Source organism: Vibrio sp. V23_P3S9T160 (genome assembly GCF_963886625.1).
Classification (GTDB): Bacteria; Pseudomonadota; Gammaproteobacteria; order Enterobacterales; family Vibrionaceae; genus Vibrio; species Vibrio anguillarum.
Genome location: NZ_CAWPDB010000120.1, coordinates 18377 through 35348, shown reverse-complemented (window position 1 = coordinate 35348; position 16972 = coordinate 18377). Strand labels below are relative to the sequence as shown.

The 16972-nt window shown below is 45.3% G+C and carries 12 protein-coding genes; 6 read left to right on the top strand and 6 right to left on the bottom strand.

Annotated features, from left to right (window positions below):
• Positions 1-163: 163 nt before the first annotated feature.
• Positions 164-1345 (top strand): alpha-hydroxyketone-type quorum-sensing autoinducer synthase, encoded by a 1182-nt coding sequence (gene cqsA, locus AACU59_RS09060; protein WP_161437553.1) that lies wholly within the window; start codon positions 164-166, stop codon positions 1343-1345.
• Between the two features lie 86 nt (positions 1346-1431).
• Here the strand turns inward: cqsA and AACU59_RS09055 are convergent, their stop codons facing one another.
• The 4 genes from AACU59_RS09055 to cra all read right to left on the bottom strand — a co-directional run bounded on the left by AACU59_RS09055 (position 1432) and on the right by cra (position 9078).
• Positions 1432-3483, bottom strand: a complete 2052-nt coding sequence (locus AACU59_RS09055; protein ID WP_161437552.1) for a hybrid sensor histidine kinase/response regulator — start codon at positions 3481-3483, stop codon at positions 1432-1434.
• A gap of 138 nt (positions 3484-3621) precedes the next feature.
• A complete protein-coding gene (locus AACU59_RS09050) occupies positions 3622-6663 on the bottom strand; it encodes an SbcC/MukB-like Walker B domain-containing protein (protein WP_094145816.1) in 3042 nt (1013 codons plus the stop codon).
• Positions 6663-7805 carry an exonuclease SbcCD subunit D gene (locus tag AACU59_RS09045; protein WP_094145817.1) on the bottom strand — a complete coding sequence of 381 codons (1143 nt, stop codon included), beginning with the start codon at positions 7803-7805 and terminating at the stop codon, positions 6663-6665. The genes AACU59_RS09050 and AACU59_RS09045 overlap by 1 nt, the downstream gene beginning before the upstream one ends.
• 142 nt (positions 7806-7947) lie before the next feature.
• Entirely contained in the window at positions 7948-9078 is a 1131-nt protein-coding gene (gene cra / locus AACU59_RS09040; protein ID WP_176428498.1) for a catabolite repressor/activator, read from the bottom strand.
• A gap of 223 nt (positions 9079-9301) precedes the next feature.
• Between cra and fruB the strand changes: the two genes are divergently transcribed.
• The 5 genes from fruB (at position 9302) to AACU59_RS09015 (ending at position 14428) form a co-directional block, all read left to right on the top strand.
• On the top strand, positions 9302-10444 hold the full coding sequence (fruB, locus tag AACU59_RS09035; protein ID WP_094144531.1) for a fused PTS fructose transporter subunit IIA/HPr protein: 1143 nt from the start codon (positions 9302-9304) through the stop codon (positions 10442-10444).
• 10 nt (positions 10445-10454) lie between these two features.
• Positions 10455-11408: a 1-phosphofructokinase gene (gene pfkB / locus AACU59_RS09030; RefSeq protein WP_013868484.1), complete on the top strand. Its 954-nt coding sequence runs from the start codon at positions 10455-10457 to the stop codon at positions 11406-11408.
• A gap of 18 nt (positions 11409-11426) precedes the next feature.
• Complete coding sequence (gene fruA / locus AACU59_RS09025; protein WP_094144532.1) at positions 11427-13169, top strand: PTS fructose transporter subunit IIBC; 1743 nt, start codon at positions 11427-11429, stop codon at positions 13167-13169.
• A gap of 141 nt (positions 13170-13310) precedes the next feature.
• Positions 13311-13688, top strand: coding sequence for a hypothetical protein (locus AACU59_RS09020; RefSeq protein ID WP_237666565.1), 378 nt, complete (start codon positions 13311-13313; stop codon positions 13686-13688).
• A 53-nt stretch (positions 13689-13741) separates the two neighbouring features.
• A complete protein-coding gene (locus AACU59_RS09015) occupies positions 13742-14428 on the top strand; it encodes a DedA family protein (RefSeq protein WP_176428499.1) in 687 nt (228 codons plus the stop codon).
• A gap of 327 nt (positions 14429-14755) precedes the next feature.
• On the opposite strand, the gene AACU59_RS09010 is transcribed toward AACU59_RS09015, so the two are convergent.
• A complete protein-coding gene (locus AACU59_RS09010) occupies positions 14756-15469 on the bottom strand; it encodes a response regulator (protein WP_094144535.1) in 714 nt (237 codons plus the stop codon).
• The gene (locus AACU59_RS09005) at positions 15459-16889 is read right to left on the bottom strand and encodes a sensor histidine kinase (RefSeq protein ID WP_094144538.1); all 1431 of its coding nucleotides are present in this window, start codon (positions 16887-16889) and stop codon (positions 15459-15461) included. The genes AACU59_RS09010 and AACU59_RS09005 overlap by 11 nt, the downstream gene beginning before the upstream one ends.
• Between the last annotated feature and the right edge of the window lie 83 nt (positions 16890-16972).

Genomic DNA, 16972 nt, shown 5'->3' with positions numbered 1-16972 from the left:
GGCTGGATAAGCCTAGGCAATGACGAACAATATAAAAGACACTATACCTTAATTTGCAATAGCAGCCAAAATAATAAAAACTCACTCGTGACAATTTTAAATTAATATTCAATATATCCTTTGTCAGCTGGCATTTAATTAAAAACATATAAAGGATATAACCATGAATTCACGTAAGTGGAAACACGAACTACCGGCTTCTATACAATCTAGAATTGACTATTTTATCAATGATTTGATTAATGCAAATGCTAACGGAAAACATCTAGTCCTAGGGAAAAGGCCAACAAAAAACGACATAGTGTTACAAAGTAATGATTATTTAAGCTTGGCTGATCATCCATTAATTAAAGCACGGCTGAAAAATGCTATCGATAAAACACATGATAGTGTTTTTATGTCCGCTATTTTTCTACAAGATGAAGAGTCTAAACCTTCATTAGAAACGAAATTTGCAGAATTTGTAGGCTTTGATAGTTGCCTTCTTTCTCAATCAGGATGGAATGCTAATACTGCCTTGTTGCAAGCCGTGTGCGGGCCACAAAGTAACGTCTACATTGATTTTTTTGCTCACATGTCAATGTGGGAAGGTGCTCGTTACGCTAATGCCAATATTCGCCCATTCATGCACAATAATTGTGAACATTTGCAAAAACTGATCGCTCGGCACGGACCAGGTATTATCGTGGTTGATTCGATTTACAGCACTATCGGTACTGTTGCACCTCTCACTGATTTGGTCACCATAGCCAAAGAATGGGGATGCGCTATTTTAGTTGACGAATCCCATTCTCTCGGTACGCATGGTAAGAAAGGTGCAGGGCTTGTCAACGAATTAGGATTAACATCAGAAGTTGACTTTATTACGGCAAGTCTTGCAAAAACGTTCGCGTATCGCGCTGGCGCTATATGGGCGAATAATAATGTGAATCACTGCATCCCTTTTGTCGGCTATCCCGCTATTTTTAGTTCGACTATTTTGCCTTATGAAGTAGAAGCCTTAGAAGCAACGTTGGACATTATTAAATCAGCCGATGCTAAAAGATCTCAGTTGCACCGCAATGCACACACACTACGTCGTGGACTAAATAGTATAGGGCTAAGCGTACGAAGTGAGTCCCAAATCATCGCGCTAGAAACAGGAGATGAGCGAAATACAGAAAAAGTTCGCGATTATTTAGAAGACAACCAAATATTTGGTGCTGTTTTTTGCAGGCCTGCCACTTCAAAGAATAAAAACATTATTCGGCTTTCGTTAAATAGTAATGTCACTGACTCACAAATTGATACCATATTAACCGTGTGTGAAAGGGCCCAAAATGATAGCAGTCTCTATTTCAAGTAAGTCACGCATCGACATACTAAACCAATGGGGCAACCACAAATAAGAGGGATAAGGTAAGGAATAACCCTAGGGTTCACCTAGGGTTATTAAATCCAGTGACTTAATTTTTTTAACAATAGCGTTTTATCCGCTGGTTTTAAAACGTAATCATTCATTCCTGATGTACGGATTTTTTCTATCGTTGAAGGGCTATTGTCACCCGTATGCCCAATAATAGGCACTTTACTGTAAGAAGCGGTGGATGAACGGATAGATAAAGTGGCCGAAATACCATCCATAATCGGCATTTCAATATCCATTAACACCAAGTCAATTGAATTATTGGCCAACATTTGTAATGCTAATTCCCCATCGCTCGCTTGCAGTACTTCATACCCTTGCTTTTCTAGCAGCAGAGCAGTGAAGCTGCGTAAGGAGTGGTTATCATCGACCAACAAAATTCGTTTTTCATAATCATATTGTTTTAACGGGATAACATTTTTATCGGCAATAAGCTCTTCCGTTTCAAAGAGTAGTTCATCAATAATCGCCGCTCCATCCAATAACAATTTGTGCTTTTCAATTGGGTAAATGGTTAAATGACGCTCCATCGTCAGCGCGTAACGCTGATTTTGGTCATATAAATAGCAGACTTTTGCTTGTGTAAAATGCAGTTTAGACTCTAGTTTGGTTGAGTAATCCGGCGTTTCATCCAACGTTTGCAGATCCACAAAGATCAGATCAAATTCAAATTCAAACTCTTCTCGACACAAAGCACTCTCAGGCTCTAAGACATTAAGCTGGAAACCAAGATAGAACGATTTCTCACTGAGATAGCGATTCACTATGCTTGTCTTACCGATATAAAGCAGAGATTTCGCCTTCATGAGATCGAGTTTAATATTAGCAACGGCTTGCGAATCATACTCGGGAAACCTTAAGGTAAACTCCGTCCACTCTCCAAGTTCAGAACGGCAGATAATATCCCCTCCAAAAGCATGCATTACTTTACGGCAAAAGGGTAACCCCAGCCCATAGCTGCCATTTTTACCGAAGGTATAAAAGTCTTTAAAAATATCGTCCAACAAATGAGGTTCAATACCAACACCATTGTCTTTCACTGTAATTTGGTGGCAATTCTCACTTGATTTCAAGGTGATATGGATATTAAACATATCGTTATTTTGATAGTAGAACGCATTCTTGAGTAGATTGTAGAGCACGTATTTTAACAGTGTACTGCTGCCTAAAAAATCAAAGTCATCCACCACCTTAAGAGTCACTGCCTGCCTGTCTTCTGGTCTTTTATAAGAAAAACTGCGCAGTGCCTCTTCTATAACAGGCTTTACAGCATGCTTTTTAAAGGTCGATGTTGAGACCCTATTTTGATCAATCGAGGTTAACAGCAAATCAATGGTTTCATTACCGGAGCGAATGACTTCATCAGCATCTCTTAATAGCCCAGCAATCAGCTCTAAATCTTTAGACGGTAGCGTATAAGATTCTGATTTGGATGCAGTAGGATTGGGCAATACTGAACCCATTACTTCAATTGACGCTTTTAACGCACTTAATGGATTTCTCATTTCATGCGCAATCCCTGCGCCAAAAGACTTGGCAATCGACACCTTCGCTTCATGTTCAATTTGGTTACGAAAATAAAACAGGTTGCCAAAAATGTAAGTAAATAGAAAAATCGGTACATACGGCCATTCCACCATCACTCGCAGTTCCGCGTTCATTACGCCATAAGTCACAAAGTAAGCACATGCTAATGCAATAGCTGCTTGAATCAGCATGACTTTTGTTTCGTGGACTAGGAGAATATGGAGGAAAATAGACGCCATGAACGACATCGCCCAGATCGTTGACCAATCGTTCATCAGCATCATGTAGCCAAAAAAGAATGGCAAACAAAATCCTATTGAAAACAAGTAATAGTAAGGTAAGTAGTGCTGTAAATGTTTCGGCGTTGAATTGCGAAAAATAATCCCCGCAAATAAAATGGCGCAAATCGCCCGTAACTCCATACTTTCATAAGGTTGTGGGAAGAGATAAGTCCACACGTAATAATAAAGGGGAAAACCAATGAACCCCATCCATCCCACAAGGGTGAGGTTCGGCTCAGCGTACTGGTATATTTTTTTTACTACGTCCATGCAACCTTACCAAACTGATACATTCATTTTTATAATCATCATTATGCATAACCTGGTCTTTTAAAACGCCGAAGTGAGTCACACTCGCCACGCTATGCTTATTAATAACTAGCACAAGATAACCTACATTCCCATTCATTATGCAACAAGTCTTATTGAACTGCCGTTGTTTCTCGCCACATCGACATCAATGCGTAAGGCTATTTGCTCTTTCAGCTCGCTCACGTGAGAAATGATGCCGATCGTTCGGCCTCCTTGTTGTAAGTCGACAAGGGTTTGAATCGCCAAGTCCAATGACTCAGGATCTAAACTGCCAAAACCTTCATCGATGAACAGTGTATCCAGTTTAATACCGCCGCTGTATGATTGCACCACATCCGATAACCCCAGCGCTAATGACAACGCCGCCATAAAAGATTCACCACCTGACAAGGTCGCCACATCTCGCCATTTTCCGGTATAGCCATCTTCGACCATCAGATCAAGCCCTGAACCCACATTACCTTTGGCGCGATCTTCTTTACGCTTGAGCAGATAACGCCCCTTACTCATGATCTGCAGCCTCATTGAGGCTTGGATCAGCACATCATCTAACAGCACGCCAAGAACAAAGCGATGTAAACTCACTTTAGCGCCTGTTTTGCCGTTGGCGATATCGCTCAAAGTCCCAAAGACTTGGTACTCTTGCTCTAAGGCTTCATTTTTTATATGTAAAATAGCGATTTTTTCTTTCACACTGGTTAAGGCATCCATTTTAGACCGTAACGTGCTCCATTGATCCAATGCGCTTTGCTGTAACATGGCTACAGCCTCGACCGCGCTTGCATACTCAGCAAGATTGGGCTCACTTTTTTCACTCAGATCACTGGCTAATGTTTGAAGCTGAGCGTTTAACGTCGTACTTCTTTCGTCAAATTGTTTAATCTGCTTTTCAAGCTGCTCGATCTGCTGTGAAGATAAACGTGCCTGTAAATAGTGCTCAGTATCGTCAAACTGGCTCTCAATCAGCGCACTGTGCCACTGCTGCTGTGACTGCGTAAACGCATTTTGCCAATGTATCTGGTGTTCGACCGCCGCCGCCAACGCCGCTTTCGCACCAGAAAAATCGGCGTTCGCTTGGTTGAAGCGCGCTTTGGTTTCCGCATCTAAACGGTTGAGATTAGCCAATTGCAGCTCTAACTGGGTTAAAGATTCGTTCAAATGCAAACTGTCTTGATACAGCTCCGGGATCCCTTGGCTTAATGCAGAAACTTCAGTCTGCTCTTTGGCAACCGTCAGGGTGGCTTGTTCGACTTTATGCTGCTGCGTTTCAGCATTTTGCTTAGCTTGTGCTAACTGCAATTCTAATTTTGTCAATTGTTGAGCTAATTGCTCTGGATTGAGCGATTCAAGATGAGCAATGGAATGCTCAAGATCGCTTTGAGCTTGCTGCAGTTGCACTAAACTTTGCGTATTTCCAGATAATGACTCCCTCAAACTTGCCATCTCTTGCTCAAGCCGTGCGTATTGGGTCGCTCGTTGCTGTTGCTGTTTTAGCGTTTCTTGCTCTGTGGTTAGTTTGTTTTGCTGTATCGCTCTCGCCTGCTGCACTTGCGCCTTAGTCACCGTTTCTCCGGTATAACGCGCTAATTTAGGATGATCGCAACTGCCACACACCGGGCACTCGTCACCTTGCTCCAAGGTTCGGGCCAGCTCGGCGGCTTGGTTAGTGTGCCAAATCAGCTCTAATTTATCAGCTTGCTGCTTCGCGTCCAATGTTGCGCGCTGCGCCAACTCAAACTGCTGCTGACTATAGCTCAGTGCAGCTTGCTCTGTGGCTAAACGCTGTTCAAGCTGCTGCAGCTTTAATAAGCGATCAATCTGCTGTTTGATGGTTTCAAGCTCTAAGCGCTGTCCTTTTAACTCAGCCAACTGTTGGTTGACTCTTTCGCACTCTTGACGCTTAAGCATAATTTGCTGCTCAAACTGCTCAACAGCGGTGTGCAAGTTGTGGCGATTTTGCGTCGCGAGCTCCACTTCACGTAAGGCTTGTTGCAGCGCTTTTTGATGATGCTCCCGTTCAACAAGCTTAGTTTTGATTAGGTTTAAGTCATAAATTTGTTGCATCAGATTCGGCACTATTTTGACTTTTTCTGCCGCGTCTTCTTGAGCCGCTTTGGCTTGTTGCCACTGCTGTTGTGACTGTGTAAGCGCTTGCTCTTTTTCGACTCTTGCTTGGTTGGCCGCTTCTAACTGACGTTGTGACGATTGTAATTCGTAATAGGGTGAATCTAAGCGCGTAGCTTGCAAGGCTTGATGCCTTTGAGCTTTTACCGCATCGATGACTGACGATTGTGCATCGTGATCGGCTTTAAGTTGCACGAGTTGACGCTGCTCTTGAAATTGTTTAGCAAGGGCTTGCGCCGCTTTTTGCTCGCTGCTCGCTGCATCAAACCTTTGCTGGGCATCTAGGTACGCTGCGTGAGCGGCCGTTAATTGGGGTGACAGCTCAGCAATGCACGCTTCAAGGTGTGACTCGCTAGTCGCATTCACGACGTCCAATGCGCCTTTAATTTGGTGATCAAATTCTTCTTTCGCTTTGCGGATCCCCGCCGCTTTCTCAAACAGCGCTCGTTCAATTTGGCTATAAATGTGAGTTTGAAACAACTGACCAAAGATTTGCTCCCGCTCTTTGGAGTTGGCAGTCAGTAATTCACGAAATTTCCCTTGGGGGATGACCATCACTTGGCGAAACTGTTTTACATCTAAACCGATCAATTCCACCATTGCTTTACCGACGGGATTGGGTTTGTTAGCAAGCAATTTCATTTCGCCATCGACCCATTCAAACAAGCTCGCGGCATGGGATTTTTTTGTTGAGCCTTCACCGCGTTTTTTCGGCACTTCTTGGTCGGGCGAGCGATCAACTTGGTAGATTCGCCCGCCAAGCTCGAACTGGTAGCTGATTTCGGTGAGCGTGTGCGGGTCCGCGTAGTCGCAGCGCATTTGATCACCAGTGCGCTCACTGCCTGTCGTTTCACCATACAAAGCGTAGCAAATGGCATCGAGCAGTGAACTTTTGCCCGCTCCGGTTGGACCATTAATCAAAAATAGCGGCGAGGCACCCAAAGCGGTAAAATCCACCACTTCTTTATGAGCAAAGGGGCCAAATGCTTGCAGGGTCAATTGTATTGGACGCATTAGGCTTGGGCTCCCGGCTTTAGTGCTTGAATGACGTCGATCACCGCTTGCTCTTGCGCTGCGGTTAACGCTTCTTGCTTAGCTTCTAAGAAAAAATCGCGGAACATATCCACCTCACCGCGTGCCAAACGTGCACGCCCCATTGCTTGATCAACTCCCACCAACATGCCCGGTTTTTCTAAATGCAGTACGTTGGGGTAGGATTGACGCAGTTTTTCCATCGGGTCCAGTATCGCGTGTTTGTCGGTAAGACGAACCAACAGATAATCGTGGTTGTGTGGGTCTGTTTTACCTTGCTCGATGATCTCCAGCAACTCACCTTCAATAATACGCATGCTATGAGGAGCAGTCAGTGGCACATGCGTGGCGCTGGCAAAACCTTGTTCATCAAATTCAACCAAGGTCGCTCCTTTCTTGTGGTGCTGCTCTGAAAAGCTGTATTTCATTAGAGAGCCAGAGTAACGGATATACTCTTCCCCTTTTTTCTGCGGTTGGTGCAGATGACCGAGTGCAACATAATCAAAAGGTACAAAGTGTTGATGACTGACACGATCAGAGCCGCCAATGGACAAAGGACGTTCAGAGTCAGATTCGATAGCGCCATCAACAAAGCAGTGGCTAATCATAACGTGACGTTGTGACGAATCCCACTGCGATGTAATCTGCTTAATGAGGTATTGATGGGCTTCATCATGGCTGGTTACGGCCTCTCCAAAGTGGTGGCGAACGAGTTCAGGGTCGTTATAAGGCATACCATAAAATGCCACTTCACCAGCAATGGCTGATTTTAGTACCACAGGCTGCATCATCTGTTCAAAATTGCTAATAATGTGCAAGCCCGAGTGTTGCATCTGCTTGGCCGCAAAGCCTAAACGCTTCGCCCCGTCGTGGTTACCGGGGATCATAATTAAGGGGATGGAAAGCTCGTTGCACACGCGGTTGACTATATCATCCATCAATTCAATGGCTGCCGTCGGTGGGACTGAACGATCGTAGATATCTCCGGCGACGATTAAAGCATCCACCCGATTGCACTGCAGATACTCAATCAATTGATTGAGTACTGCGCGCTGATCATCCAATAAAGAAACGTTATGAAATTGTCGACCGAGATGCCAGTCAGAGGTGTGCAGAAACTTCATTCCAACCCTAAAGATAGCGAAAATCAAAGTGCTTCATAATACGCGATTAACCAAGAAAAGCGACGTAAGATCGAGCAAAACAGAGCTTAGGTTACGTGAATTTTCTTGATGACTTTATAAAAATCAAGCTAAAAAGTGACCATCAATGAATACGAACTTTCAGTTTACGAGGCACCAATTCGATCCCAGCTTGATAACGTTTTGCCGAAGCGTTGAGTGCCAACGCGAGTGCGCTGTCGGCAATCAGCTCAAACTGCTGCGGCAACGAGTTGATTTTAATCGGCAAGAAATCAAGTAAACGGTTATCACCAAATGTCGATAACTTCACACGATTCATCAAGCTTGGGTTTTCAAACAGTACATCTAAGATCCCTTCAAGCAGAGTGTAAGAAGTCGCGACGATCGCATCTGGCATACTGTTATTGGCGATCCATTCATTCACCACTCGTTTGCCCTCTTCTCGATTAAAGTGCGCGCCATAACCGATAACACTGTGCACAGTTTTCGCTCTTAACGCGGCTTCAAAACCCAACTGGCGCTCTTGCGAAATATTGAGCTCTGGTAATGCACCGACCAAACCAACGGTTTTAATCTCCGGCGTTAATAGAGAGTGAGTCAATTCAAACGCGGCGTTGAAATCTTCACTGATCACACAGGCGAAAAATTCATCATCTAACGGGCGGTCAATCGCAATAACCGGAGTGCCTGAATGTTGCAACTTGAGATAAAACTCACTGGCGTTAGGAATCGCGCTGGCGACAAATAGCGCATCGATGCGGCGTGAGACCAAGGCATCCACCACCGACATTTCGGTATGCGGGTCATCGTCCGAACAGGCGATGAGAATTTGGTAACCTGCTTGACGAGAGTTCTGCTCTAACAATTTGGCAAGACGCGCGTAACTGGTGTTCTCAAGATCAGGGATGATGAGCCCAAAAGAGCGGCTATTTCCTGCTCGCAAAGCAGAAGCGGCGTGATCGGGACGGTAATTATGGGCATCCACCACCGCCATCACTTTCTGCTGGGTTTTTTCACTAATGCGGTACTTCTGCGCTTTGCCATTGATTACATAACTGGCGGTGGTTTTAGAGACTCCCGCTAACTTCGCTATCTCATCTAGTGTCATATCAACCACTCTTGTTCTGTGCGTCGGATCATAGAACTCATTTTTTGATCCTTGATGAAGTTGAATTATACGCTGAATCGATTCAGTATAAAAGCTGAAAGGATTCAGCAAAATTACAAAATGATAACTAAGGCTACATTTGACCATCACTTCATCGATGTAAAAATCACCAAATGTGAGTGTTATAAAAAATGAGCAGTGCGAGTAAGTTGAACAGCGCCATTTTTCGTCAAAAATAGGTTTGCTGAATTTTTTTGGGAAAAAAGCTGAAACGATTCAGCTTGAATAAATAATATTAATAAACTATCGCTTAGGTGAAATCTATACTTCAAAGTGATAACGAATTAAGCCGTAAGGCAAAGAGGCCAAAATGCTGCAACTCAATTCCAACAATATTACTTTGGGCCAATCACCCACGAACAAGCAAGAGGCGATTCGAGCTATCGCAGCGGATCTAACCAACAAAGGGTTCGTCGAAGCAGGTTATGTCGATGGCATGCTTAACCGTGAAGCTCAGAATTCGACCTTTCTTGGTAATGGTATCGCGATCCCACACGGTACAACCGATACACGTCAACTGGTTAAGCAAACCGGTGTTGCCGTTCATCACTTCCCTAACGGCGTTGACTGGGGTAACAACGCAACCGTTTATGTCGCGATTGGTATTGCCGCGAAATCCGATGAACATTTGGGTATTCTGAAACAACTGACGCAAGTGTTGTCCGCCGATGGCGTTGAAGAGAAACTGAAACAAGCGTCCAGTGCCAATGATGTGATTGCACTCCTCAATGGCGAAGTGCAATTTGAGCCTGATTTTGATGCTTCGTTGATCCAACTGCTTTTCCCTGCCAGTGATATGGTACAGATGAGCGCCGTCGCTGGCGGTTTGCTACGCAATACCGGCTGTGCTGACAATGAATTTGTTGCCGAACTGGTCACGAAAGAGCCAACCCACCTAGGCAAGGGATTGTGGTTAATCAGCAGTGACAAAGCGGTCAAACGCACGGGTATTTCGTTTGTGTCAACCGCCAATGCGTGTGAATACAATCAACTCAACGTCAAAGCCTTGATCGCGATTGCCGCTTGTAATAATGCTCACCAGAACATTCTGAATAAACTCACGCAGCTTGTGCTTCAGCAGCAGCAAGAAACCTTGCTCGATGCGAATGCAGCCCAATTATTGGCTTTCTTCAGCAATGACAATGAGCAAGCTCCGACAAAAGATGAGAGCGCAGCAAGCAAGGTTGCGGTATTCAAAATCAAAAACGCACATGGTCTGCACGCTCGTCCAGGAGCGATGTTGGTGGCCGAAGCGAAGAAATTTGAAGCCAATATCAAAGTATCTAACTTAGATGGCGACGGAAAAACAGCCAATGCGAAAAGCCTGATGAAAGTCATTGCGCTGGGCGTAAAACATGGCCACCAGCTTCAGTTTTCAGCTGAGGGGGCAGACGCCGAGCAAGCATTAGAATCGATCGGTAAAGCGATTGCTTCTGGTCTAGGTGAAGGGTGAGGATTAAGCCATGACAAATAAAGTCGTCACTATCACGCTAAACCCAGCGCTTGATTTAACAGGTAGCTTGGATGTGCTGAATGTTGGCTCAGTGAGCCTAGTCAAACAAGGTTCACTTCACGCCGCAGGTAAAGGGGTTAATGTTGCGAAAGTACTGAGCGATCTCGGTGCAAAGGTGACTGTGACAGGCTTTCTTGGCCGTGATAACCAAGAGTTGTTCTGTCAGCTATTTGATCAGATGGCCGCAATTGATGAGTTTGTTCGTGTTGATGGTGCAACCCGTATTAACGTGAAATTGGTGGAGCAATCGGGCGAAGTGAGCGACATCAATTTCCCCGGAGTTGAAGTGACGCCGCTTGCCATTGAGCAGTTTGAACGCACTCTCGAGAGATTAGCCGCTGATCACGACTATTTTGTGCTCGCTGGCAGCTTGCCACAGGGCATCTCCCCAGCATTATGTGCTTCGTGGATCGAAAAACTGCACTCCATGGGTAAAAAAGTGCTGTTTGATAGCAGTCGTGATGCCCTCAAAGCGGGTCTTGACGCAAAGCCTTGGTTGATTAAACCAAACGATGAAGAGCTTTCTCAGTTTGTGGGGCGTGAACTACACACTCCTGAGCAATGCCAAGCTGCCGCCGCGCAACTGGCCGAAAAAGGCATTGAAAATATCGTGGTGTCGATGGGAGCAAATGGCGTGATGTGGTTGAACCAACATCAATGGCTGCATGCAAAACCACCACGTATGCAGGTCGTTAGCACTGTTGGCGCAGGCGATACTTTAGTCGCTGGCCTTTGCTGGGGACACATGCAGCAGATGGAAAAAACAGAACTGCTTACTTTTGCCACCGCCCTCTCTGCGTTAGCTGTTACGCAAGTCGGCGTGGGTATGTCAAACCGAAAACAACTCGAAACCCTACAACAACAAATCCAATTACAACCCGTTAGCTTAAGCGCTAACTCATAAGGACAGAAGGTCGTAACTATGAAGATTGCTATTATTACCGCATGCCCCAGTGGTGTTGCAAACAGCATCATTGCTGCCGGGCTGCTTGAACAAGCGGCAAAATCGCTCAATTGGACCGCTGTGGTTGAATGCCATTCCAGCATCATTCAAGGCCATACGCTCTCTAGCAGTGAAATCGACAACGCAGATGTGGTGGTTATTGCTCGTAATACACCAATAGATACCACCCGCTTTATCGGCAAAAAAGTGTACCAAAGTGACATTTCAGCCTGCACGTCTGATCCCGTTGCTTTTTTAAACAGCGCGATAAATGCAGCAACTATCCTAACTGAGCAAGAGGCAAAAACGGTGTCTGCGCCAGTCGTAACGCAAGCCGCTAAAAAAATCGTGGCTATCACCGCTTGTCCAACGGGTGTTGCACACACCTTTATGGCGGCAGAAGCGCTAGAAAACCATGCAAAACGCCTTGGCCACCAGATCAAAGTAGAAACACGTGGTTCTGTCGGTGCGAAAAACCAACTCACGGCGCAAGAGATTGCTGATGCGGATTTAGTGATCATTGCGGCCGATATCGAAGTGCCACTCGATCGTTTCAACGGCAAAAAACTGTACAAAACCAGTACAGGTCTTGCACTGAAAAAAACAGAGCAAGAGATCACCAACGCGTTTAACCAAGCGTCTATTTATACGCAATCGTCAGCGTCTAGTAACAATCAAACCGAAGAGAAAAAAGGGGTGTACAAGCACCTGATGACTGGGGTATCTCACATGCTTCCTGTCGTAGTCGCAGGTGGTTTGATCATCGCACTCTCTTTTGTGTTTGGTATTGAAGCGTTTAAAGAGCAAGGCACATTGGCGGCAGCGCTGATGACCATTGGTGGCGGTTCAGCCTTTGCATTAATGATCCCTGTCATGGCGGGTTTTATTGCGTTCTCGATTGCTGACCGTCCGGGGCTTGCTCCTGGTTTGATTGGCGGGATGTTGGCAAGCTCTACCGGAGCCGGTTTTCTTGGCGGTATTGTGGCCGGTTTCATTGCAGGTTACGCCGCTAAATTCATTGCAGATAAAGTCTCCTTACCGCAATCGATGGAAGCGCTAAAACCGATCCTCATCATTCCATTTGTGGCGAGTCTCTTTACTGGCTTGGTGATGATCTACATCGTCGGTGGCCCTGTATCGAGCATCATGGCAGCAATGACTGAGTTCTTAAACAACATGGGCTCAGCCAACGCCGTACTTCTGGGTGTAATCCTAGGCGCGATGATGTGCTTTGACTTAGGCGGGCCGATTAATAAAGCAGCGTATACCTTTGGTGTTGGTCTACTGGCTTCGCAAACTTACGCACCAATGGCCGCCATTATGGCTGCGGGTATGGTGCCAGCGTTAGGTATGGGCCTTGCCACTTTCCTTGCCAGAGACAAATTTGAAGCCGGTGAACGTGAAGCGGGTAAAGCCTCATTTGTACTAGGTTTATGCTTTATCTCTGAAGGGGCAATTCCATTTGCAGCGAAAGATCCAATGCGCGTTATCCCAGCTTGTATGGCAGGCGGCGCGTTAACCGGTGCACTGTCTATGCTGTTTGGTGCGAAATTAATGGCCCCGCACGGCGGCTTATTTGTCCTACTGATCCCAAATGCGATTACACCTGTATTGATGTACCTAATCGCAATTGCGGCCGGTACGGCGCTGACTGGCTTTGGTTACGCATTCCTTAAAAACCGCGCAAAAGCGAGCGAGAGCTCAACCGCGGCAGCAATATAATTTGCATCATTAATATTTAACCATCATGAGTGAGCAGCAGCGCTGCTCACTTTTTCACGCTTTTCCAGGGCTAAAATTCCTTTACACGCACCGCTGACACGCCGCATACTCACCCTCAGTTTAAGTAGCCTCGCGATAGTTATGATCCAATCATTGATGTTTGCCTTCTTGTTTAGCTTATTGAGCCTGTTCTCCTCGCTCAACCTCAATACTACACAAAGCTTTTCGGCGAGTGAGTCTACGACAATCCAGCATGTTCATTTTTCCAGTCATCCATTTTTTGTTGATCGTGATGCAGCGATCTTAACCACAAGGCATGAAACGCCACGAGTCAGTGGGCTTCGGTTAATCTCAGATGACGACGAAGAGACGAGCGCAGAAACTACCCTACTTTTTTACACTCTCAGTACCACTGCGTTTGTCGTCATTTGTTCTCTGTATATAGGTCAATCAACTCACGTTTTTGTGCGTAAAGCACTGCAATTTTCCAACCTGTATTCACGCTTCGCCCACGCTTAACACCTTTTTCAATCGGACCAATTATTACTATTTACTGATTGAGGAAGCTTGTTATGAATACTTTTTTGTCTATTTTCTCTGCCTTATGGCATCAAGATCTGTTTGCGCTACAACAGGTCGATCTGTCGTTACTTTACCTCTGCATTGGGTTGCTTATCTTCGTTGAAAGTGCATTTATTCCAGCCGCGCCGCTGCCTTGCGATAGTGTGATTGTGCTGTGTGGTAGCCTTGCGGCCGTTGGGGTACTCAACCTGTATGCCATTATTGGCGTGCTGGTTTTTGCTGGTTGGCTGGGCAGTGCGATCGCCTTTTATCAAGGCCACCAACTTAAAGAGTGGCGATTAGTCTCAACTTGGCTCAACAAAGTCTCAGAAAAACAGTGGCGCACTACCGATAACTTGATCCAAAGGTATGGGCTACTGGCCATGTTCATGGGACGCTTTCTACCAGTGGTACGTTCTTTGCTGCCTATGGTAATAGGGCTGCGTAATGCAGTAACACCAACACGCTTCCTGCTCGTCTCACCACTGAGCGCGTTGGCGTGGATTCTGTTTTTGGTCGGCTCAGGCTTCGGCATTTCTCTTTTGCCCGATAAGCTTGCCAAAATAGCCAATCATGCGTTGATATTAGCGCCATTAATGACACTGTTGATCGCAATCTCTACGCTAATGGTGGGTTGGTTAATGCGTAAACGTTCACTGCAAAAAGCCCCTCGTATCAGTGAAGAAAGCCAATCATAGCGGCCTTACGCCACGGTTCAAATGGCCGTGGCGTTCGTAATCGTATGAGCATAGCAGCGAGCCACGCTGACAATAGATAAAAAAAGGGCTCAAAAGAGCCCTAAAACAGAATAATTAATTATAAATGTAAAAAGCTTGCGCTCCTTACAAAACGGCTAAAGATGTGTGTATTTGTTACGTGCTCACTAATCCAATATCTCGCAAAACATCCCACTAACATTTCACGCTGGCTCTGCCTGAGTACTTAACCGATATTGAGTCTAACAAGCGCTTCGTATAGATGCTGTATGGATAGCGAGGCTCGATATAAAGATTTTATAAAGTAGCCTAAACCGCAAACTGGTCTGATTCGCCTTCTACCAACCGGTACCCTACCCCTGTTTCTGTAATAATATGTTTAGGTTGGGCTGGATTTTCTTCCACTTTATGACGCAACTGGGCAACATGAATACGAACATAATGATGATGTTCAATGTAGTTACTGCCCCACACTTCTTTTAAAATTTGCTTATGAGTCAAAGCCTTGCCCATATTTCTCACCAAAAGTTTTAAAATATTGTACTCGGTTTTGGTCAGTTTTAACGGTTCACCACTTTTAGTCACTTGCTTAAATGCCAAGTCGACAACGATCTGGCCGAATTGGTAGCAAACCGACTCTTGAGGCTGAGGTTGACTCAGTTGGCGTAACGCGACACGTATTCGCGCTAGCAGTTCTTCACTACCAAATGGTTTAATCAAGTAATCGTTGGCTCCCGCATCAAGTGCTTGAACCTTATCTGATTCCTTATCACGGGCCGAGATGACAATGATTGGCGTCTGCGTCCAACCCCGAAGCTCTTTGGTGAGTGCAATACCTTCCATATCTGGTAAGCCTAAATCCAATAAAATCAGATGCGGATTCCAGTTTGCGACTAAGGCTATCCCTTGCTCTGCTGTTCCAGCCGTTTTGACTTGATACTGATAACCGCTGATCAACACGTTGAGAAAACGTTGAATCGGTGCTTCATCTTCAATGATCAAGATTTTAATTTCACTGTTCATACAGTCCCTTTAAATCGTAAAGTCGGCATGGTATCGCCACGGTAAAACTAACACCTTGGCTTTCACGGTTGCGAGCAACTATCGTACCGTGATGTGCGGTGACGATCACTTGGCATATCGCTAAGCCAAGCCCTGTGCCATCGACTTGGGTATGGTTGAGGCGATAAAAGCGCTCAAAAATTCGGGTTAATTCTTGCTCAGGAATACCGGGGCCATTGTCCGCTACTGTTAAAATAAACGCCTCATCGCGGTATTCTATCTGAATCTCTATCTCACTTCCTTTAGGTGTATATTTGGCTGAATTTTCAATCAGGTTAGAGATAACCTGTTCAATCAATAAACTATCGAGTTCAACCAACATTGGTTCACTTTTTAAATTCACATGATGGTGACGCAATCGTCGAGATAAACGGCTCAGTGCACTGCCAAGCACTTCTTCAGGTTCGACCCAATCCAACTTAGGTACAAGGGCCGCGCTAGTGTAACGCGTGATATCAAGCAGTTTTGTTAAACTACGATTGAGCCGCTCACCTTGCTCAGCGATCGATTTCAATAGCTCATCTTGCACCTCTTGATCCAGCTTCAACCCCGCATCGGTCAACGTCGTTGCCACGCCAATGATCGTCCCTAATGGTGTTTTCAAATCATGAGATACTGATGCTAATAACGTGCTACGCATGGTTTCTAATTGATTAGCCGTTTCCACTTCCGCAAGCGCTTGGTTAGCTTGCGTACGTGCCAGTGACAAACTGAGTAATGAAATGACCCACGGGGTAACTTTGTCCTGTTGATCTTTTTCAACCACTAATACGCCCAATACTGTCTCTCGATCTTTAAGCCAGTGAATGGTGGTGGCCGCAGGTACATGACGGCCATCAAATTCTTCTAGCTGGGCATACGGAAAAGAATCGTTTTTGGCAAGCAGATGCCAGTGAGGGTGAGCAGATAAAATCGCGCTCGGCAAGCTCAGCTCTTTATTAAGAAATTGCACGGTCGCCTGCGCAATTTGCTCACTTGTTCGCAGTGCCGACAAGTGGCAAGCAAGCTGATAATAGGTCTTATGGCGCATCTGGAGGTGCTTATTTTTCTGTATTTGCTTTCTCTGTGACTGTGTTATATTGATCGCGAACATCCCACTGAACACCATCACCGAAAAAGTAATCACATGCTGTGCATTCTTAAAACGGAACGAACTGTAATCCGGCAATAAGAAGTAGTAATACACTATGACGCCCATAATGGTCATGAGGTATGCATTGCGTGGACGAAGTAGTGAAGCACTAACAATGTTGAGCAATAAAAACAGCATTGCCATGTCTGTTTCTAAGATATTTTTTCGGTAAATCACGCCCACAGTAGTAACCAACACATACAGGCATATCAATAAGATGACCCGTTGTGTCTCGTTTACTCGCGCCATGTTTAGCGTCTTAACCATCTTTGTTTCTCGTGATTTTGTCACCTTAGTGACGGAATCATACATCTTCAGACGTAAGTCGCAAC